Genomic DNA, 19332 nt, shown 5'->3' with positions numbered 1-19332 from the left:
AGCGGTGCTATGCGCTCTGCACCTACCGGGAAGACGCGGTGCTCTCCGCCATCTGAGATTTCCCCCTGGAAGGCTGGCTTGGCTCGTCCTCGATCTCGACGCTGCGGATCATGGCCTTCAGGAACTTGGCAACCGCAATCCTCTCGGCCTCGGAGAGAGTGGATACGGCATCCATCATCTGCTCATGCATCCGATGCAGCGTTCCTCGAACGTCCGTATCACTGTAGTCAGTGGGCACAATTCCCACAGACCGCCGATCTGCAGGATGCACAATACGCTCGGCATACCCATCGCGGCATAACCGGTCGATCAATACCGACACCGAGGCATTGGAGATCCCCAGTTCCTCAGCAAAATCCCGCTGGCGGGGAACCAACCCCTTACGGTGCGCAGCGAGCAGGAAGCGCAGCGCCGACATATCGGTCTCATTCATTCCCATCGAACCGCGGGTCGCAGCTCGCATCTTGCGCTCCGCCTCACGGTACTTGCGCATCAGATTCAGCAAATCCACCGCTTCGGGCACCGAACGGCCCTCGCCGTACCAATACCCACTGGCTTGATACCTACTCATGAAAACTCCTTCCGCCGGATGCGAACGCCATGCCCGCAACCCCTGGGGTTCCAATACCCTTCTTCGCGAGGTCCAGCTTGCTCAACACAGAAAAAATCATGTAACCTATCTAATAGTTAGCTTGTCTAAAGATATTCTACTACGAAACAGCTATCAGTACCGGAGTGAAAGATGAAAGAATCCTTAGCAGTTCCCGTAGAAACAACGATGCATGACACCAATTCGTGGACCACGCGAATCCACAAGATCGCCGCCTTCGCCTCTGAAGAGTGTCGGAGCCGGGACGCGGTGCATTCAGCAATATGCACCATTACCGGGTCCCCGGAGCAGCTGGTCGTGAATTTGGCCTGCACCGCGAAGAGTGAACGGGACGTATCCTCGCTGATGCAATATGTCAACGACACCCTCATGCCGCAGATGGAGACAGCGCTCGGTGTCCGATTCGAGGTGAAGAATCTGCAGTTCGCCGTCGCCGGCAAGGAGAGCCTGCTCGCAGCACCAGAGCACGCGCCCGAAGCTGGACTCCCAGCACATTGGCTCGATCAGCCTTCCACCGCACCTTCGCTGGCCCCCACCACTGGTTTAGGGTTCGAACCTACCAGTTTGGGAAGTGAATCAGATGGATCCCATGCAGATTTGAGCATGGCCTAGGATCTGCAGCACCCGCCGCACGCCAAGAGCGGCACCACCAAAACGACGGGACCTTTCCGAAGCGCATCTCACTGCGGAGAATTACGTCCACATCGATATTTTTCATGAGCAGTGCACGAAAGGGAAGTATCTAAAATGCCAGGTCGAATCGCACGAACCCGAACCGCAGTCAGAGTCGCTGATTTTCTCGCCACCCGTGAAGGCAAGTCCCACCTGTCCGACTACGGCTGGGCGCAGGGAATGCCGATCGTCATGACGCAGCCTGCCGAATCGCTCAACGATGCCATGGGCATGGCATCAATCCATGGCCGTGCAGTGCTGGTGGCCATGCTCGATCCGCAAACCGAAGAACTGCACATGATGCATGTCACCGTCCCCCAAGCAGCACTGAAAGTCACCAGGGCCTGCGCTGATCGACTCACCATGGAAGAGTTCTTCGAACGCCTGGCGACCGAGCTCATTGCTGAGTTCCGTGTGAAATTCTGGAAGAACACTGCCGTCGCCCACAAGATCCCAGCCTGCCCCGCTATGCAGTCGCGAACCACCTCACCGGCTCGATATCCTCTCCCGGAACGCTGCCACGCAGAAGCGCCCGTCGCGGCGGGCGCCAGCCAGTAAGCCCTTCAGCCCAGCGGTCCTGGCTCATTCTCATGGCTGGTCAATACCCATGTTGGGTTGGACCGCTAATGGGCCAGAACCGGGCTTCTTCTGGGGGCTAGTTGTTGGCCTCGGTCCTCTATCCAGGGTTGCGGATACCAGGATCCAGAACAGCCACTAAGCCACAACAAAGTGCACAAAGCGTGATGGCATTACCCATGAAGCGATGATGCTCCCCTTTCGTAGCCTTCGAACCGGGATCTTCTGCCTGCCAGTTCCCTTTCAATGACGCCTTTTCGTGAAAATCATTAAGAAATGCTCACCATCAGCACGTAAAGTTACCTGGGACGCAGCGTCCACTTCAGTCGACTGCCTCCTTTCGTTGGAACTTCGGCAGTTAAACGTTTAAGGACGGATTCCAGGAGCTCAGCGAAAAATTTCATCCCCTACCGAGTTATGCTCGATATTGACCGCGAAGACGACAGCTACTGCCTCTTTAAAGCGCTCCAGCATTACGGTCGATAGCTTAGCGACCACAGCCGGCTCATGGTCACCGAGCACGGCGTCTAGAGGGTCGACTCCTTGCCCGAAGCACTCCCTCTTCACCGGGCATGAAGACCTCGGTGCCAGCATATTCTCGGTTCTTCCCCTAGAGATCGGGCAATTTTATTCGCCTGGGTGTCGGCGTCTAATCCGAATTGGCCCTTTGACACCGTCAGCTTCCACGGGCTCGCCATTTTGAGTTGCAACGACTTCACCTTGCACGGCCAATGCCGCGGCAATCTGGCGCACTTGTCCCATGTACTTACGCCACCCTTCGTCCGGCCCGCCCACTATGCGTGCAACATCACTCGGGCAGATTGACGTGTTTGCCCTATGGCTCAGCAAGCTGCGAATGGTCGCGCGAATTCGCTCTCCCATTGAATCCGATTCCGGCTCCTCCCACCACGGCTGTCCACGTTCGCCCAGTGCGAGCTTGGCATTATTCACACGCTTGCTAGCGCCGATTTCGCCTTGCTTGACTGCCCGGCGGGCTGACATCAGCTCGTTGACCAGCTCTTGTCGTAATTTCGCAGGGATCGAGGGATCACTGGCTCTCCACCGCCGCCCCTTGATTATCAGGTAGCGCCCGTCGGTGGTGGTTTGTACTGGCTTCTCTGAAGGTGCCATCCTATACCCCATCTCCATTCAAAGTCCGACTCCCGAAGCGCACCGTCGCGCTGATCGCATCCTATGGCGAATGAGTCAACTACTAGAGAATTTGCTTTCTATAAATCGTCGAAAATTAACTTGATGAAGGGCAATTGCATTCGCGGACTGCCGCAGGGTTACAGCTGTTTGATAGCTGCAGGGCTTCGGCATTTTATCTTCGTGGCTAGTGCCAGATAGGCGCTGGCACTCCCCCGACCTCTGGGGATGCTCGCTTGGTTTCGGAGCACGCCAACTACTCATCAAATGCTTCCGATACCCGCTCCGATCATGGTTTGGCTGATGCCGGGTTCAATTTTTCCCCGAAGGCAGGGGTCGTTACGGCGCATTCCACGCGTTCGCCGGGCTTGCCGGTTTGCGCCGCGATCTCCTTTACCCCGTCGAGCAGGATCCGGCAGGTGGCGGTGCTGCCTGCGGCAGGCGTAGCCGCGATGGCTGCATCCTTTTCGGCCGTGATGACGCTCTGCGCAGTCCAGATTGATTCGCTGTTCTTGCCAGCACCGCTGGTCGTGGCCACCGCTTGCTCGGTCACTTCGGCCGAGTCTTCGCCGCGGCTGGGCGAGTCCAGGTAGGACACATCACTCAGCGCATCGGCGGCTTCCCCGCTCACGGTGATCTCGTAGGTCACCGCCCAGGCATCCGCAGTCGATTTGTCGAAGCTTTCAATGGCGCCGCATCCAGTCAGGCCCATGCCGAGGACAAGCGCTGCGGAACTGGCCGCCAGCCAGGTCGAAGTGCGGTTGGATGCTGAACGCGAAGTGCCGTGCATGGGATTCCTTTTCTCAGGTGGACGCAGCTGCTGCTTTCTCTACGTGTCAACACTAGTTCCGCGCGCCGGCGATGTCCTCCCGACTGGGAATGATATCCGTTGCCCCGCCTCCCCCCTCAGGGTGGAGGCAAGGATCGCCAGCGCTCCCCTGCTTGCCGCGTCTTGGATGCCCCGCTGCCCTGCGCAACGCGGTAAGCTCACTGACTGGACCCTCGCCGTTGAAAGGACATGATCATGCAGCTGCAGCTTGCCCCGGAGAATCGCAAAGCAGGCCTGCCTGCATGAGGCTTTCCATACTTGACCAGGTCCCGCTCACCGAGCATGCCCCCACCGCAGGCCAGGCCCTGTCCAGCGGCCTGCAATTGGCTCAGGATGCGGAAGCGCTGGGCTACCACCGCATCTGGTTTGCCGAGCACCACCACTCGAAATCCTTCGCCAGTGCCGCCCCGGAAATGATGACCGCGCTGGCTTTGGAACGCACGGAAACCATTCGGGTCGGCACCGGTGCCATCTTGCTGCCGTACTACCAGGCGCAGAAGGTCTCCGAAGCCATGGGCCTGCTGGCCGCCGTGCACCCGGACCGGGTGGACATCGGCGTGGGCCGCGCTGCACTCTCGGACCCGCATTACGCGCAGAAGATTGCCACCCTGGTGCATGATCTGGACGCCGTCCACGAGCCCTCGGATACCGAACCGGCAGGCCGCGTCTGGGTACTGGGCGCTGGCGGTTCCACCGCGCCCTTGCCTGGAATGCTCGGGGCGGGCTACGTCCATGGGCACTTCCTGCGCCCTGCTGGCGGCGAGCCTGCCACCCGGGCCTACCGCGAGGCCGCGGCCAACGCAGGGCACGCCGCCCACACCGTGCTGGCCGTTCGCTTTGCCACCGCCTCAACCGAAGAGAAGGCGCAGGCCCTGGCCAATGCGCTCTTGCTCTGGCGCGTGCGCAAGGACCTCGGCCACGATGGACCGATCCCCTCGACGGCAACGGCGGCGAGCCACCCGTGGAATACGCAGGAACTGGCCCGTGCCGAGGAGCGCAGCAAGGCGCTGATCGTAGGCACCCCGGACCAGGTCCACGACCGGTTACTGGCCTTGGCCGAGGAGCACGGTGCCGACGAGCTGATGCTCAATACCTTGGTCTGCGACCCGGCAGACCGGTTGGATGCCTATCGCCTGCTCGCCGAGAGTTTCAACGCCTGAGCTCGGCTTCTGCGTCATTGCTGTGCATCCCGGTCAGCTGTTCATGGCCCAGCACGCAGGGATGCACCCCGTATCCCGGGATCCCGCGTTCCTGCCAGGGTGCCGAGCCTCTGCCTGCTTCGCCTAGCGCCTTGAACAGAGGATTCTCCTAATTGGCCGGCTCGGCGACACGGACAGCTCCACCTTCAACTCGCTTGCCCGTTCCGCGGCGCCAAACGAAAACTGGCTGGGTTGCTATCGATTGAGCACGAAAGTGTTCAGGTCATCGAGGGTCTGCTGCATGTGGTTGTCCATTGCCTGGCGGGCTTGGGAGCTGTCGTGCCGCTGAAGCGCAACCAGGATGTGCTCATGCTCGGCGATGGCGTGCTGCTGGATCTGCGCGAAGGCGCTGGTCTCACGCCGCCGTGAGGAGAGCACTCGGCCCAGCGGCTCGTAGAGCGCCGAAACGAAAACATTTCCCGAGGCCCGCAGGATCACGTCGTGGAATTCCAGGTCCGCTTCGACAAAGCCGTCCAGATCGGCGGCCGCGTGTGCTGCGCGCATGGCTTCGAGCAGTTCGCCCATTGCTGCCAGCTGCTCCTCGGTGATCCGCGAAGCGGCCAGCTCGCAGGCGCCGGTTTCCAGCATGCGGCGCAACTCGATCAGCTGCACGGCGGCCGCGGCCGCCCCCACGCCGGCGGTTGTGGCGCGTACTACCGCCTCCAGCGAGTTCCACATGTTGACCGGATTCACATAGGTCCCGCGGCCCCGTTCGACGCGGATGATGTTCTGCGCCGCGAGTGTCTTGATCGCTTCGCGCACCGTCATCCGGCTGACTTCCAGGGTCTCGCAGAGTTCCAGCTCGCCAGGAATCAACTCGTCAACCGACAGTTCACCGCTGACTATGCGGTCCAAGACGCTGTCGGCGACCTCTACGACCAATGACTTCCGGGCCATGCTTCCTCCATCCCCGGGACAATTCATCCCGCCAAAGACCTGTCCAGTCTATGTCCCGCAGGCAGTTGCGGCTGACCGCGATCCATGTAACACTAATCGTCATGACAGATGTCTGACATCTTACCTATGATGCCGAGGCATTGCCCAATGACAAAGGAGTCCTTGACCATGCTTGAGTCCGAGTTGCTCGCCGGATACCTCCCGGAGCGCGAGATCGCGCCCGCGAAAATCGCCGAGGCCGCGCGCTCCACCGGCAGCGTGCTGGTGGTCCTGGATGACGACCCGACCGGAACCCAATCGGTCAGCAACCTTCCGGTGCTCACCAGCTGGGAAGTCGAGGACTTCCGCTGGGCCTTCGCCCTGCAGCTGGATGGCGAACGCCCGCTGGCCGTCTACGTGCTCACCAACACCCGCTCCCTGGACGCCGACGACGCCGCACTGCGCAATGAGCAGGTAGCCCGGGCCGCCTTGCAGGCAGCGGCGGAAACCGGCCTGTCGGTGTCCTTTGTCAGCCGTAGCGACTCCACCCTGCGCGGGCATTTCCCGCTGGAAACCGACACCTTGGCCGCCACCGTGGCCGCCGTGGATCCGGATTCCTCGGTGGATGCCGTGCTGATGGTTCCTGCTTTCGGCGAAGCCGGGCGGATCACCGTGGCCGGCGAGCACTACATGCGCACCATCGATGGCCAGGTCGCCAAGGTCAGCGAGACTGAGTTTGCCAAAGACGCCACCTTCGGATTCAGCACCAGCTATCTGCCGGACTACGTCGCCGAGAAGACCGCCGGGCGCATCGCGGCCAAGGACGTGATGGTCCTGGACTTGGACACCATCCGTTCCGGCGCTTCCTCCATCGCCGGCCGCCTGGCCGAAGCTTCCAACGCACAGGTCGCCACCGCGGATATCGTCACGGAAAACGACCTGCTGGCCTTGTCCGAGGGCCTGCAGCAGGCCGAAGCGGCCGGAACCCGCGTGCTGTGCCGCGTGGGCCCGCCCTTCGTGCGTGCCCGCATCGGCCAGCAGCAGCGCCAGCCATTGTCCGCCGAGGAGATCTACGCGGGCAACGGCGCCGAGCGGCGCACCGCCGGCGGGCTGATCGTGGTGGGCTCCCACGTGGGCGTGACCACCCGCCAGCTGGCCGACCTGACCAGCCGGCACTCGAATGCCACGGTGATCGAGCTGGACGTCCCGGAAATCCTCGCCGACGGCTCCGAGGCCTACCTGAAGGGCAAGGCCGCGCAGATCAGCGCCGCCCTGGCCACCCAGGATGTCATCGTGCACACCTCGCGCAAGCTGGTGAAAACCGATGACGCGGCGCAGTCGCTGGAGATCGCCCGCACCGTGAGCGCTGCGGTGGTTTCGGTCGTCAACCTGATCCTGCACGCCACTCCCCCGCGCTTCGTGATCGCCAAGGGCGGGATCACCTCCTCGGATGTCGCCGCCCATGGCCTGGAAATCCGCCATGCCATCGTGCGCGGGCCGATGCTCCCGGGCATTGTCTCGCTCTGGGAATCGGTGGACGGACCTGCCGCCGGCATCCCCTACATCGTCTTCGCCGGCAACGTGGGCGACGACAGCTCGCTGACCGCCGTCACCGCCAAGCTGAGCGCCACTTTCTAACCATCTTTACAATTTCCTGGAGATCCCAATGAGCACTACCAAAGTTGCAGTCCTCGGCCTGGGCGCCATGGGCCTGCCCATGGCAACCCGCCTGGCCACCAAGCTGGAAGTCAACGGATTCGACATCTCGGCCGAACGCATGGCCCTGGCCAGCCAGTCGGGCATCACTACCTACGCTTCCGCCCGCGAAGCGGTCACCGGCGCTGATGCACTGCTGCTGGCAGTACGCAACGGCGAGCAGCTGGATGCCGTGCTCTTCGGCGAGCAGGGCGTGGCCGGGCAGCTCAAAGCCGGCGCAGTGGTCATCCTGACCTCCACCGTTGGCCTGGAAGCAGTGCCCGCCACCGCCAAGCGCCTGGCCGAACTGGGCTTGGGCCTGGTGGACGCGCCGCTCTCCGGCGGCCCGGTGCGCGCCGGCGAAGGCGACCTGCTGATCGTGGTCGGAGCCGAGCCGGCTCAGCTGGAGAAGGTCCGCCCGGTGCTGGAGCTGCTGGCCTCCACCCTGAGCATCGTGGGCGACAAGCCCGGCGATGGCCAGGCCCTGAAGACGGTGAACCAGCTGCTGTGCGGCGTGCACATCGCCGCGGCCGCGGAGGCCCTGGCCCTGGCGGACAAGCTCGGCCTGGACCAGGCCACCACCCTGGAAGCGCTGCAGGCCGGCGCCGCGAACTCCTTCATGCTCGGCAACCGCGGCCCTCGCATGCTCGAGGCCTACTCCGAGGATGGTGCCGAAGTGCTCTCGCGCCTGGACATCTTCGTCAAGGACATGGGCATCGTGACCTCCGCGGCCCGCTCCCTGCACCTGTCCACCCCGGTGGCCTCGGCGGCCGAACAGCTCTACCTGCTGGGCGAAGCCCACGAGCTGGCCGCGGCCGACGATTCCGCAGTCATCAAGGTCGTAGCCCCGAAGGCTGCCCAGTAAAGTCATCAGCGCGCGAGTTCGACACCCGCGCACCGCGTCAAAGGAGACGACACAACCCATGAGCCCGCTAATGCTGCTACTGATCGCAGTGGCCGGAGTGGCCCTGCTGCTGCTCGGCGTCATCAAGTTCAAGATGCCCGCCTTCATTGTCCTGCTGCTGGTCAGCATGCTCGTGGCTCTGGCCGCGGGCATCCCCATCCAGGAGGTGGCCGGCCTGGTCACCGAGGGCATGGGCGGCACGCTGGGCAGCGTGGCCGTGCTGGTGGGCCTGGGCGCGATGCTCGGCAAGGTCATCGAGATTTCCGGCGGAGCCCAGGTGCTTTCCACCCGCTTCACCGCGCTCTTCGGCCCGCGCCGGGTGATCGCCGCGCTGACCACCGCGGCCTTCCTGCTGGCCATTCCGGTGTTCTTCGACGTGGGCTTCATCGTGCTGGTGCCGATCATCTACGGCTTCGCCAAGGCCCTGGGGGTCTCGCCGGTGAAGATCGGCCTGCCGGTGGGCGCAATCATGCTGGCCATCCACGTAGTGGTTCCGCCGCATCCGGGTGTGGTCGGCGGCGCAGAGATCCTCGGCGCCGATATCGGCTGGGCCACCATCCTGGGCCTGGCGTTCTGCGCCCCGCTGGGCGTCCTGAGCTACTTCGTGGCCAAGCGGATCAACCGCCGCGAGATCCCGATGCTGCCGGAAACCGCAGAGCAGTTCGAATCCTTCGGCTCCGGCCAGGGAACTAGCGGGGGCAGCACCATGGTGGAAACCAAGGCCCCAACCTCGTCCATGGTCATTTCCATGATCCTGCTGCCGATCGTGATGATCATGCTCGGCACCGTGGGCGGCTCCCTGGTCGCCGCGGAATCCGCTGCGGCCAACATCCTGGGCTTTGTCGGATCCCCTGCTGTCGCGCTGCTGGTCACCGTGCTAGTTTCCTACTACCTGCTGGGCGTGCGCAGCGGCTGGAGCAGCGAGCAGACCGGCAAGGTCATGGATTCGGCCCTGGCCCCGGCGGCCATCGTGATCCTGGTGACCGGCGCCGGCGGGGTGTTCGGCAAGGTGCTCACCGAATCGGGCATCGGCACCGTGCTGGCGCAGTCCCTGGCTGCGGCCGGCCTGCCGATCATCGTGATGGCCTTCATCCTGGCCGCCATCCTTCGCGCCTCGCAGGGCTCTGCAACGGTCGCAATTATCACCACCACCGGCCTGCTGGCCGCAGCCGTGGAAGCCGGCGATTTCTCCACCGTGCAGACGGTGCTGATCCTGGTCGCTGTGGGCTTCGGCGCCTTCGGCCTGAGCCACGTGAACGACTCGGGCTTCTGGATTGTCACCCGCTTCCTGGGCCTGTCCGTGGCCGAGGGCCTGCGCACCTGGACCGTGCTGACCACGGTGCTGGGCGTGGCCGGGTTCGCGCTCACCGCCATTACCTACGCCATCATCACCGCTGCAGGAGTGTAATAATCCCGATGCTCACCCCCATGAACCAGATGGCCGCCCAGGCCATTGCCGCAGGGCACGCCGTCCCCGCCTTCACCTGCTACGACTTCACCACCGCGCTGGCCGTGGTCGCCAAGGCCGAAGCCCAGGACCGCGCGGTCATCCTGAATGTCGCGCCGAAGGCCGCCAGCTCCACCGCGGGCCTGCGGCTGATCTCCGCCCTGCGCACCCTGGGCGAGCAGGCCGCCGTTCCGGTAGCCATCCAGCTGGACCACGCCAGCGACGCGCAGCTGATCGTGCGGGCGGTGCAAGCCGGCGCCACCGCGGTGCTGGCCGACGGCTCGGCCGGGACGCTGGAGGAGAATACCGCCTTCGTCCAGCAGGTTCGTTCGCTGATCGGCCCTGAGGTGGTGCTGGAAGCCGAGCTGGGTGCCCTGCCGGGCAACGAGGACAAGGCCTTTGAGCAGAGCGCCTCCCAGCTGACCGATCCGGCGCAGGTGGCCCGATTCGTCCAGGACAGCGGCGCGCAGCTGCTGGCCGTGGCCATCGGCAATGTCCATGGCCGGTACAAGGGCGAACCGAAAATCCACTGGGATGTGCTTGAAGCCATCCACGCCGAATCAACGGTGCCGCTGGTGCTGCACGGGGCTTCGGGCATTGCGCCTGCGGACCTCTCGCGGTCCATTTCCTTCGGGGTGGGCAAGGTCAATTTGAACACCGAGCTGCGCACCGCGACGCTGGCCGCACTGGCTGGGCAGCTGGAAGGCCGCCGTTCCGATGGTCAGAACGTGCTGGGCTTGCTCGGCGACTGGGAGCGCGCGGTCACCGAGGTCGTTTCGGCGACGTTCGTCGCGCTGCGCGCCACATAGCTTGCTGCCTTCGAAGGCCGCGGCGCAGGGACTTTCCGGTTCCGGCACCGCGGCCTTCGGCTTATCCGGCGGCGGAAGTGCCGGCACGATCCAGCGATTGCTGGTGGGTGCGCAGCTGCAGCAGCGCGGCATCCAGCAGCGGGGCGGCCACACCCAGCTGCTGTGCCCGGGCGGCCAGATCCCCGATGATGTGCTCGGCCTCGACGGGAGTGCCGTGGCCCAGGTCGCGGTAGAGCGAGGCGGTGAACGAGCTGCCCGGCTCGGTCAGCAGCCCGATGGACTGCTCATGCCCCGCCTCGCTGACCGGATAACCGGCCGCGGACGCGATCCGTTCGCATTCGCCGACGGCTTCGCGGATCTTGGGCTCTCCCCCGGCGGCGAGGATATCGCCGATATTCCCGCGGAACAGGCAGGTGATCACCCCGGCCGCGGCGATGAAAGCCCACTTCTCCCAGAGCCGGGCGAGAACATCGTCGAGCACTCCAAGCTCGATGCCACCCACATCAAGAGCCTCGATGATCGGCTCGGGGATCTCCTGTCCGTGCAGACCGCCGAGACCCAGCTGGCACAGGCCGGTCAGCTGCTGGACGACTGCCTGCTCATCCAGCGTGGCAACGATCTTCACAATGCCGCCGAGCACCCGCCCGCCGAAGGCCTGCTCCAGGGCGTCGATATGGGCCATGCCGTTGAGCAGCGGCAGGATGCGGGTGCGATTTCCCATAGCGCCGGCCAGTTCCGGGATCAGCGAGGCCAGCGCAGGGGCTTTGACCGCGACGATCACCAGGTCGAAGGGCTCTTCACCCGCGATAGCGGTGACTGCCCGAACCGGCCAAGTACCTTGGGAATCCGGGGCGCTGAAGCGCAGTCCATGATCGGCAAGCTGGGCCTGGCGGCGTTCGCGCACCAGAAAAGTCACGTCCCTTCCGGCCGCCAGCAGGCGTGCTCCCAGCGCGCCGCCGGTCGCACCGGCACCGGCAATCAGAATGCGGGTCATTTGCTCTTCCTTTCCAACAGGCAGCCGATGAGCGCCCTATCGATTTCGTGGTTTACCGGTGCCATCCGGCAATCGGATCAGCCAGCCCCAGCACCGCGGCAGCTAGTAGTCCGAGGGCAATTGCCACCAAGGATACCCCGCCGGCCAAGGTCACGATGCGGCCGGCGGATGGCGATCGATGCACTCCGGAGAACCGGATGACCGTGATGGCCCCGGCCCACCACAGACCGGCCCCGAGGACCACCGTTGCGCAAAGCAACGCGGTCCGGACTGAGGCGCCTTCGGCTTGCCCGATGAACTGCGGCAGGATGGCAGCGAAGAACAGCAGTGCCTTGGGGTTGGTTGCATTGGTGAGCAGCCCGCGGGCGTAGCCGCTCCGGGCCTGTGGGGTCTGGGCCGGCACGGTGTTGTCCGCCCGAGGCAATCCGGCGCGCAGCATGCTGGCCCCCATCCACAGCAGCACCACGGCACCCAGAATCTGGGCGGCGGCCATGGCCCCTGGCGCCGAAATCAGCAGCGCGGTCAACCCGGCCACCGCCAGCAGCGCATGCAGCATCAGCCCGGTGACTACTCCTGCAGCCGTGGACACGCCTTGCTGGACCGAGCGCGTGGCCGCCTGCACCACCAGGGCCAGGTCGGGGCCGGGCACTGCCAACGCCACCAATAGCGCCAGGGCAAATGCCACCCATGATTCGATCCCCATGCCATCCCTCCAGCCTCAACTGCTATTCCAGATTCAGACTAGGGGTCAAATTCGCTAGAATCAGTCCATGAGTGACTCAGAAATGAAATCAATCAAATCTCCCGAATTGGATTCGGTAGATTGGGCAATACTGGAATTGCTGCAGGTTGATGCCACGATGCCGAACAAGCAGATCGCGGCCGAGGTGGGGGTCGCGCCCAGCACCTGCCTGGAGCGGATCCGGCGCATGCGCCGCAATGGCACCATCGTGGCTACCCGCGCCCATGTACTGCCTAGCCTGCTGGGCAAGGGCGAGCAGGCGTTTTTGGGAATCCAGATCCGTCCGCACGCCCGCGACACTGCCAACGACTTCGTGCAGAAGGCCCTAGCTTTGCCCGAAACCCTGGCGCTGTACAACGTCAGCGGCAGCGAGGACTATCTGGTCCATGTCGCGGTGGCCAACAGCACTGAGCTCCAGACACTGATCATCGACAAGTTGCTGGCACTGCCCCAGGTGGCGCACTGCCGCACCCAGCTGATCTTCGGCGAGCCGTGGGTGGCTTCGCTGCGCCACCGCTAGCGGTAGCACGTCCCGTCAGTACGGTTTTTCGACCGAGAGCACTTTCAACCCTTCGGCCACCACCCGCCCGTCGTGGATGACGGTGCGGTCGGTGCCCCGGTCCATCACGGTGGAGGCAATGCTCTCGCCATCCACCAGCACCAGATCGGCCCGGTCCCCCACGGCCACCCCTGGGCGGTCGGCCACCGAAGCCAGGCGCGGCACCGAGCGGTCCATGATCGAGGCACCGCCCATGGTGGCCACGGCCAGCGCATGCCCGATCAGTTCGTCCTGGCGGAACCCGTTGACGAAAGCCAACTGCCAGGTCCGGTCCAGCAGATCGCAGTTCCCGTAGGGGCTCCAGTAGTCGCGCTGCCCGTCCTCGCCCAAGCCGAAGCGCACCCCGGCTCCAACCAGGTCCACCAGCGGCAGATGATTGGAGGTGCTGGGCGCAACGGAGGTCAGCGAGATGTCCAGCTCGGCGAAGGTGTCGATCAGCCGGTGGCTGGCAGCCTCGCTGACACTGCCCAGCTCGTAGGCATGGGACAGGTTGACCCGGCCCTGCATGCCCAGCGCCCGGGTGCGTTCGGCAATCAGCTCTGCCGAGAAGACGGCGAGCGCACCGGGCTCGTGCAGGTGCACGTCGATATCCACCTGGTATTTATCGGCCAGCCCGAACACCACGTCGAGGTGGCGGACCGGGTCGCGGTCCAGTGCGCAGGGGTCGATGCCGCCCATGGCATCCGCACCGGCTTCCAAAGCGTCCTCGAGATGCTTGACGGTACCCGGCTCGCGCAGGATCCCGGCCTGCGGGAAGACCATGATCTGCACCTCGGCCTCGTTGGCGAACTTCTTTTTCGCGGCCACCACGGCCTCGTATTTCTCCAGCTTGGAATCCACATCCACCTGGGCGAAGGAACGCACACGGGTGGTGCCGCGGGCAATCATCCGTTCCAGGGTTCCGGCCACGCGCTCGGGCAAGGTGATTTCGGCGTCCCGCCAGTTCTCCCGGTCGTTGCTCATCATGCCCCACACCCCCGGGCGTCCAGTGTGCTCGCGGAAGGGCAGTCCGATGCGCGTGGAATCCAGGTGCACATGCACGTCGGAGAAGGAGGGGAGAAGGATGCGCCCGCGGCCATCGACGTCCGCAGCGTTGCACACCTGCTGCGGGTCGTGCACGGAGATCGCTGAAATCTTGCCGTCGCCAATCAGGATGTCGCTGGGCGGACCGCCCCAGGGGCGGGCATTGCGGATGAGCATGGTTCAGCTTCCTTGCCGGTATGGACAGTGCTAGTAGAAACGTACCGCATGCGCCCCTAGGGCCAGCAGCGCTTCGGGCCGAGCGCGGTTCTCCTGCTCCAGGCAGGACAATGGCGGGCCCTTGCGGGCCCGCCATCAACTGGATCGGCTATTCGTCAGCCTCTTCTCCGGGCAACGTCGACTGCTCCGGCAGGCTGTCCCAGAACGAGGTGTCCATGGTTTCCACGGAGCCATCGGCTACCGCCTTGATGGTGCTCTCCAGGGTCAGGATGGTCTGCTGGCGCAAGTAGCCATTGGATTTCTGTCCCAGGACATAATCCGGGTTGCTGTGATCGCTCATGCCGCGCATTTCGAAGAGCAAGGTGGAAATGCCGTATTCGGCCGCGATGCCATTGCGCGCAATGGTGTTGGCGGTCCCGCCCACGTACTTGCCCAAGTGGCCCCAGCCGGTCCGGTCGACATTCTGGTAGACCACTGCGCCCAGGCGCTTGGAACCCTCGCGGACTTCCTCAGGCACGTCCGGGGTCGTCGGGTAGAGGATCGAGCCGGACACCAGCTTGCCGTCCACCGCCGAGCGGGTGCCCTGATGGTGCAGGTCGATCATGTAGTCGATGCCGTAGGCGGAGAGCACATTGTTGTGCAGCGCCTGGATTTCCGGTTGCGTCTTGGCCACGTGGTCCCGGTTGATGTCCACGTTGTTGGCGTTGTAGCGGGTCAGGTGCCGGTCCCCCGAGGCGATGTAGTCATCGAGCGGGAAGTCCACATCGCCCATGGCGCCATCCGGGTTCAGCATCGGCACCACCAGGATGTTGACGTCCTTGAGCACCTCCTTCATCCGCCCCGAGCCCAGGTGCTTGATCACTTCCAGGGTCCCCTCGGTGGTCAGCTGCTCGTTGCCGTGCTGCTGGGTGAGGAACATGATCGTGGGATTTTCCGGGTTAGAAAGGTACTTGGCCAGGAACAGATCGCGTCCCTTGGCGGATTGGCCGATGACTTCCAGTTCCATCGCCGATTGCTTGGCATCCTGCTTGCGCAGTTCGGCGGCCATCGACTCGTGCGTATGCAGGATCGAGGTGTTGATGGTTTCATTTCCGGTGTAGTCCGGCCCGTTGCCTACGGCATTGGCCGGGACAAGCCCCAAGCCGAGGAACAGTGCCGAGCCGACAACGATGCAGGAGCCCTTCTTCAGCAACTGAGCGGGGAACTGCTTTGGCATATTCTTCATTGAATCTCCGATGTCTTCCTGTGGTGGGATGGATCTTGGTCATTGCGCCGTCCTCCGGCGTTTCCAGTCTCAGCTGCCGATGATGAAGTAGCCGCCGTTCAGTCCGTCCACCATGACGCGGTAGGACTTTTTCTCCAGGCTCGCTTCGATCATCCAGTTGGGTTTCCAGACCTTTGCGACACTGCTCTTTTCCCGGACCCCGCCGCGCCAGGCCAGCCGGGCCCGGCGCAGCGCCTCGGTGGACAGCAGGGCCTTGGCCCGCCGGCGTGCGGTGTCGAAATCGATGGTGTTCCACTGCGGATCAGCCACCCGGTCCAGCACTTGGCCGGTTTCCGCATCTTCGGCTTGCCACGGATCGCAGACGAAGGCCTTGCCCGAGTAGTAGTCCACCAAGGCGTGCGCCTGCCCTGACCGCCCGGCCAGCTGCGGCACCTCGAAGATGAACCCCGCAAAGGGATGATGGCGCAGCTTGGCCGACTCGACTCTCAGCCCTGGCGCCTTGGCGGCAAGGATGCGTTGCGCGTCCTGGTCATCGACCAAGGTTTTCAGCACCAGTTCATTCACCGCGGGCCGCCATTTCCGCCTGGCTGGCCAGCAGTGCATCCTGGCCCATGAGCATCTTCTTCGGGATCGGGCCGATCTTCGCGGTCTCATCCAGGGCCCGGCCAATATGCTCCGGCACGGGATGCGACTTCTGGCTGGCCAGGCTGCCGATGACCATGGCCGCGGTGGAGGCCAGGATGCCGGTGACCATCGGATCAATGCCGGTGGCATCCGGCGCGCCGGACACCTGCCAGAGCACCGAGACCAGTGTGCCGGCGGCCATCGAGGAGATCGCGCCAACGGTATTGGCCTTCTTCCACCACACCGCGCAGATATAGGAAGGGACAAAGGCGCTGCCCAGCACGGTCGTTGAGAAGATCACCACGGCGGCCACCGCGGGAGGATCAAAAGCGGCAATGCCATAGCCGATGATGGCCAGGGCCAGCACGGTGATCCGCGAGACCCAGACCATCTGCGCATCGCTCATCTTCTTGTTGATGAACCGGGCGTAGATGTCCTGGCTGGCGATGGTGCCGGCCTGCAGCAGCAGGGCATCGGCGGTGGACATGATGGCTGCCATGATCGCTGCCATGACGATGCCCACGGCGAAGGTCGGCAGCACCGCGTCGGCGACCTCGAAGATCGCGGTTTCCGGGTTGGCCAGGTTGGGCAGCAGGATCAGCGCGAACAGGCCCACCAGGTAGGGGCCGGGGATGAACAGCAAGTTGAATACCAATGAGTAGACCCCTGCGGTGCGTGCCACCGATGGCTTCTTCATGGCCATGTGGCTGACCACCACGTGCGGCCAGCCCATGTAGCCGATGGAGAAGACCAGCAGCGCACCGAGAATGACTCCCCACTGTCCCTGGTAGCCCAGATCCGCTCCCCACATAGTCAGCAGGTTGGGGTTGATCCCGCCCACAGTCTCATTGCCCTTGGTGAAACCGCCCACGGCCATCAGCGTGGCAACCAGGATCCAGACCATGCCGACCACCATGATGATGGCCTGCACGAAGTCGGTGTAGGCCACAGCCAGGTAGCCGCCCAGGAAGGTATAGAGGACAATCACGCCGATGGCGATCGCCAAGGCCACCGGGAAGGACACCCCGGAGACCATTTCCAATCCGCGGCCGCCGGCGATGAACTGGGCCAGCACGTAGAAGAACATGCAGAACAGCGCCACGGGAGCGGCGATGAGCCGGATCCACTTCGAGGGATAGCGGTGCTCCAGGTACTCGATGGAGGTGATGGACCCCAGGATCTGGGATAGCTTGCGCATGCGTCGGCCCAGGACCGAGAGGTTCAGGATGCCGCCGCCCAGGTCGCCCAGCGCGTACCACATGCTGAAATAGCCTTGGGTGTAGCCCATCGATCCGGCACCCATGAACATGTAGCCGGACATGGAAGAACTCTGCAGCCGCAGCGCGGTGACGCCGGGGCCGAGGCTGCGTCCGCCGAGCAGGAACCCTTCGGCATCTTGCTTACCGCGCTTCATCGCCCAGAAGCCGATGGCGGCCATGGCGATGAAATAGATGACCAGGAACAGGATCTCGATGCTCACTGCTGCTCCTTCGCATCCTCGCGCTTCCAGCCGCGGCTGAGCCACAGGAAAACAGCTGTGTAGATCACCCAGAGGGCCGGAACCCCGATGATGACCATGGTCGTGAACGCCGGTAGTCCAAACATCGACACATTCCTTCTGGGAGCCGCTGGTTCTTATTTCATGAGCTGGGTCACAAGCACCCGCTTGATCCATAGCCTTGCATAGCCCCAGTGGCCAAGACAAGGATAATTCCTAGGTTAACTTGGGAAAACTTCCGTGCCCCTGCATTCGACCGCACTGTCTTCCCGGCCTTTGCGCCTCCGGTCGAGCGCCTCCGGGCCCAAACGGCGGGCAACAGCAAAGGCCCCGGCCGGGTTCGGCGGGCATCGTCATATGATGTCCGTCGAATCCCCGCCGGGGCCTTTGGCCCGGAGGGTGCTAGCGCAGCACCACAGTGCGCGAGCCGCTGAGGAAGACCCGGTCTTCGCAGTGCCAGCGCACCGCATCGGACAGGGCTTTGCACTCGGTATCGCGTCCGGCGGCCACCAGGTGCTCGGGCGCGTAGCTGTGGTCCACTTCCTGGACGCGCTGGGTGATGATCGGCCCCTCGTCCAACTCCGAATTCACGTAGTGCGCCGTGGCGCCCACGGTCTTCACCCCGCGTTCGAAGGCCTGGTGGTAGGGCTTGGCCCCCTTGAAGGAGGGCAGGAACGAATGGTGGATGTTGATGGCCCGGCCGGTGAGCTTGCGGGTGAGATCATCGGAGAGCACCTGCATGTAGCGGGCCAGCACCACCAGATCCACCTCGAAGCGCTCCACCAGGTCCATCAGCTTGGACTCGGCCTCGGGCTTGGTCTCAGGGGTGACAGGAATATGGAAGAACGGAATCCCGTTCCACTCGACCTGCTGCCGGTGGTCCGGGTGGTTGGAGACTACTGCCGCGATCTCCACCGGCAGCTCCCCCATCCGGGCGCGGAACAGCAGGTCATGCAGGCAATGGCCGAACTTGGAGACCATCACCACCACGCGCTTCTTGTTGCCGGCCGGGCGCAAACCCCAGGTCGCCTGGTGCTCATCGGCGAGCTGGCCGAGGCCCGACTCGAGTTCGGCGATCTCGGCAGGGATATCCTCCGCCGCGGCGACCTCGAATTCGATGCGCATGAAGAGCGTCCCGGAAAGCTGGTCGTCATGCTGCTTGAGCTCCCGGATGTCGCCATGGTGCTTGAGCAGCAACCCGGTGACCGCATGCACGATGCCCGGGCGCTCGGCGCAGGTGAGGGTCAGGACATACTTGTTGTTCGGTTCGGTCATCGTGCCGCTCCTTGGTTTCGCCGAGATGGCATTAGCTTCGCCATGGCTCGTAGTGGTTTTTCGGGGGATTTTCATGCGGTTGCACCTGGCTTCCGCGCAGTGCTCTGCGCCGCGGATTCAAAGCCGTCCGGTCTGAGTTTTCCCAGCGGAACTGCGCGCCGCCCCTGCCTTCGGAAGCAGCTGCGGGCAGACTCGCCAACCTCTGGCCGGATACTGATATATCAATTGATGATCACAATACTATGTGTGCTTCAGCACAGCGTCAACAACTTTTCCGGCGGTTCTTCCTGGCGTCTTTCCCAGCGCCCCCAGTACGGTTTTCCGCTCTGCCGCTGGCCGGCAAGCCAAGGGCTGTTGAGCGCATCGGCACAGGAAAAGCGCCCAAATCGAAGCCGGGGCGATACTCTTTGTGTGTCGGCAATTGATTTTTGAACAGTGATAGAGAGCGA

The 19332-nt window shown here is 63.8% G+C and carries 20 protein-coding genes; 8 read left to right on the top strand and 12 right to left on the bottom strand.

Annotated elements, in window-relative coordinates; genetic code table 11:
- Nucleotides 1-22: 22 nt before the first annotated feature.
- Nucleotides 23-571 carry a MarR family winged helix-turn-helix transcriptional regulator gene (locus tag AC1Z36_RS04065; protein ID WP_483561710.1) on the bottom strand — a complete coding sequence of 183 codons (549 nt, stop codon included), beginning with the start codon at nucleotides 569-571 and terminating at the stop codon, nucleotides 23-25.
- Between the two features lie 207 nt (nucleotides 572-778).
- Between AC1Z36_RS04065 and AC1Z36_RS04060 the strand changes: the two genes are divergently transcribed.
- Nucleotides 779-1222, top strand: coding sequence for a hypothetical protein (locus tag AC1Z36_RS04060; RefSeq protein WP_332488113.1), 444 nt, complete (start codon nucleotides 779-781; stop codon nucleotides 1220-1222).
- A 135-nt stretch (nucleotides 1223-1357) separates the two neighbouring features.
- The gene (locus AC1Z36_RS04055) at nucleotides 1358-1840 is read left to right on the top strand and encodes a hypothetical protein (protein WP_105658938.1); all 483 of its coding nucleotides are present in this window, start codon (nucleotides 1358-1360) and stop codon (nucleotides 1838-1840) included.
- Between the two features lie 645 nt (nucleotides 1841-2485).
- Here AC1Z36_RS04055 and AC1Z36_RS04050 read toward each other — a convergent pair.
- Both AC1Z36_RS04050 and AC1Z36_RS04045 read right to left on the bottom strand, forming a co-directional pair.
- The gene (locus AC1Z36_RS04050) at nucleotides 2486-2989 is read right to left on the bottom strand and encodes a DUF3253 domain-containing protein (protein ID WP_105658963.1); all 504 of its coding nucleotides are present in this window, start codon (nucleotides 2987-2989) and stop codon (nucleotides 2486-2488) included.
- 307 nt (nucleotides 2990-3296) lie between these two features.
- Nucleotides 3297-3797 carry a hypothetical protein gene (locus AC1Z36_RS04045; RefSeq protein WP_105658936.1) on the bottom strand — a complete coding sequence of 167 codons (501 nt, stop codon included), beginning with the start codon at nucleotides 3795-3797 and terminating at the stop codon, nucleotides 3297-3299.
- 281 nt (nucleotides 3798-4078) lie between these two features.
- Between AC1Z36_RS04045 and AC1Z36_RS04040 the strand changes: the two genes are divergently transcribed.
- Complete coding sequence (locus AC1Z36_RS04040; RefSeq protein ID WP_332488110.1) at nucleotides 4079-4996, top strand: MsnO8 family LLM class oxidoreductase; 918 nt, start codon at nucleotides 4079-4081, stop codon at nucleotides 4994-4996.
- 234 nt (nucleotides 4997-5230) lie between these two features.
- Here AC1Z36_RS04040 and AC1Z36_RS04035 read toward each other — a convergent pair whose 3' ends face one another.
- On the bottom strand, nucleotides 5231-5932 hold the full coding sequence (locus tag AC1Z36_RS04035; RefSeq protein ID WP_105658934.1) for a FadR/GntR family transcriptional regulator: 702 nt from the start codon (nucleotides 5930-5932) through the stop codon (nucleotides 5231-5233).
- Nucleotides 5933-6079: 147 nt separating this feature from the next.
- Between AC1Z36_RS04035 and AC1Z36_RS04030 the strand changes: the two genes are divergently transcribed.
- From AC1Z36_RS04030 to AC1Z36_RS04015, 4 genes are read left to right on the top strand one after another with little or no spacing between them, the layout of a single operon-like run.
- Nucleotides 6080-7549, top strand: a complete 1470-nt coding sequence (locus AC1Z36_RS04030) for a four-carbon acid sugar kinase family protein (protein ID WP_483561709.1) — start codon at nucleotides 6080-6082, stop codon at nucleotides 7547-7549.
- A gap of 28 nt (nucleotides 7550-7577) precedes the next feature.
- On the top strand, nucleotides 7578-8471 hold the full coding sequence (locus AC1Z36_RS04025) for an NAD(P)-dependent oxidoreductase (RefSeq protein ID WP_105662339.1): 894 nt from the start codon (nucleotides 7578-7580) through the stop codon (nucleotides 8469-8471).
- A 58-nt stretch (nucleotides 8472-8529) separates the two neighbouring features.
- The gene (locus AC1Z36_RS04020; RefSeq protein WP_483561708.1) at nucleotides 8530-9918 is read left to right on the top strand and encodes a GntP family transporter; all 1389 of its coding nucleotides are present in this window, start codon (nucleotides 8530-8532) and stop codon (nucleotides 9916-9918) included.
- Nucleotides 9919-9938: 20 nt separating this feature from the next.
- The gene (locus tag AC1Z36_RS04015) at nucleotides 9939-10766 is read left to right on the top strand and encodes a class II fructose-bisphosphate aldolase (RefSeq protein ID WP_483561707.1); all 828 of its coding nucleotides are present in this window, start codon (nucleotides 9939-9941) and stop codon (nucleotides 10764-10766) included.
- Nucleotides 10767-10827: 61 nt separating this feature from the next.
- On the opposite strand, the gene AC1Z36_RS04010 is transcribed toward AC1Z36_RS04015, so the two are convergent.
- Complete coding sequence (locus tag AC1Z36_RS04010) at nucleotides 10828-11760, bottom strand: 2-dehydropantoate 2-reductase (RefSeq protein WP_388025909.1); 933 nt, start codon at nucleotides 11758-11760, stop codon at nucleotides 10828-10830.
- Nucleotides 11761-11812: 52 nt separating this feature from the next.
- Nucleotides 11813-12463 (bottom strand): LysE family translocator, encoded by a 651-nt coding sequence (locus tag AC1Z36_RS04005; protein ID WP_332727783.1) that lies wholly within the window; start codon nucleotides 12461-12463, stop codon nucleotides 11813-11815.
- Nucleotides 12464-12530: 67 nt separating this feature from the next.
- On the opposite strand from AC1Z36_RS04005, the gene AC1Z36_RS04000 reads away from it, so the two are divergent.
- Nucleotides 12531-13022: an Lrp/AsnC family transcriptional regulator gene (locus tag AC1Z36_RS04000; RefSeq protein WP_402741442.1), complete on the top strand. Its 492-nt coding sequence runs from the start codon at nucleotides 12531-12533 to the stop codon at nucleotides 13020-13022.
- A gap of 15 nt (nucleotides 13023-13037) precedes the next feature.
- On the opposite strand, the gene AC1Z36_RS03995 is transcribed toward AC1Z36_RS04000, so the two are convergent.
- The 6 genes from AC1Z36_RS03995 to purU all read right to left on the bottom strand — a co-directional run bounded on the left by AC1Z36_RS03995 (nucleotide 13038) and on the right by purU (nucleotide 18883).
- Entirely contained in the window at nucleotides 13038-14261 is a 1224-nt protein-coding gene (locus AC1Z36_RS03995; protein WP_483561706.1) for an amidohydrolase family protein, read from the bottom strand.
- 148 nt (nucleotides 14262-14409) lie between these two features.
- Nucleotides 14410-15486: a M14 family zinc carboxypeptidase gene (locus AC1Z36_RS03990; protein ID WP_402741440.1), complete on the bottom strand. Its 1077-nt coding sequence runs from the start codon at nucleotides 15484-15486 to the stop codon at nucleotides 14410-14412.
- A gap of 69 nt (nucleotides 15487-15555) precedes the next feature.
- Nucleotides 15556-16050 (bottom strand): hypothetical protein, encoded by a 495-nt coding sequence (locus tag AC1Z36_RS03985; protein WP_388025918.1) that lies wholly within the window; start codon nucleotides 16048-16050, stop codon nucleotides 15556-15558.
- Nucleotides 16043-17590 (bottom strand): sodium/proline symporter, encoded by a 1548-nt coding sequence (locus AC1Z36_RS03980; protein ID WP_105658924.1) that lies wholly within the window; start codon nucleotides 17588-17590, stop codon nucleotides 16043-16045. The genes AC1Z36_RS03985 and AC1Z36_RS03980 overlap by 8 nt, the downstream gene beginning before the upstream one ends.
- On the bottom strand, nucleotides 17587-17715 hold the full coding sequence (locus AC1Z36_RS03975) for a hypothetical protein (protein WP_286134668.1): 129 nt from the start codon (nucleotides 17713-17715) through the stop codon (nucleotides 17587-17589). Before AC1Z36_RS03975 ends, AC1Z36_RS03980 begins: the two co-directional genes overlap by 4 nt.
- A gap of 295 nt (nucleotides 17716-18010) precedes the next feature.
- Nucleotides 18011-18883: a formyltetrahydrofolate deformylase gene (gene purU / locus AC1Z36_RS03970; RefSeq protein ID WP_105658923.1), complete on the bottom strand. Its 873-nt coding sequence runs from the start codon at nucleotides 18881-18883 to the stop codon at nucleotides 18011-18013.
- Nucleotides 18884-19332 lie beyond the last annotated feature (449 nt).

It is taken from the genome of Glutamicibacter sp. BS14 (assembly GCF_056934375.1).
The sequence above is the reverse complement of the archived record's forward strand: the minus strand, read 5'-3'. Positions and strand labels throughout refer to the sequence as shown.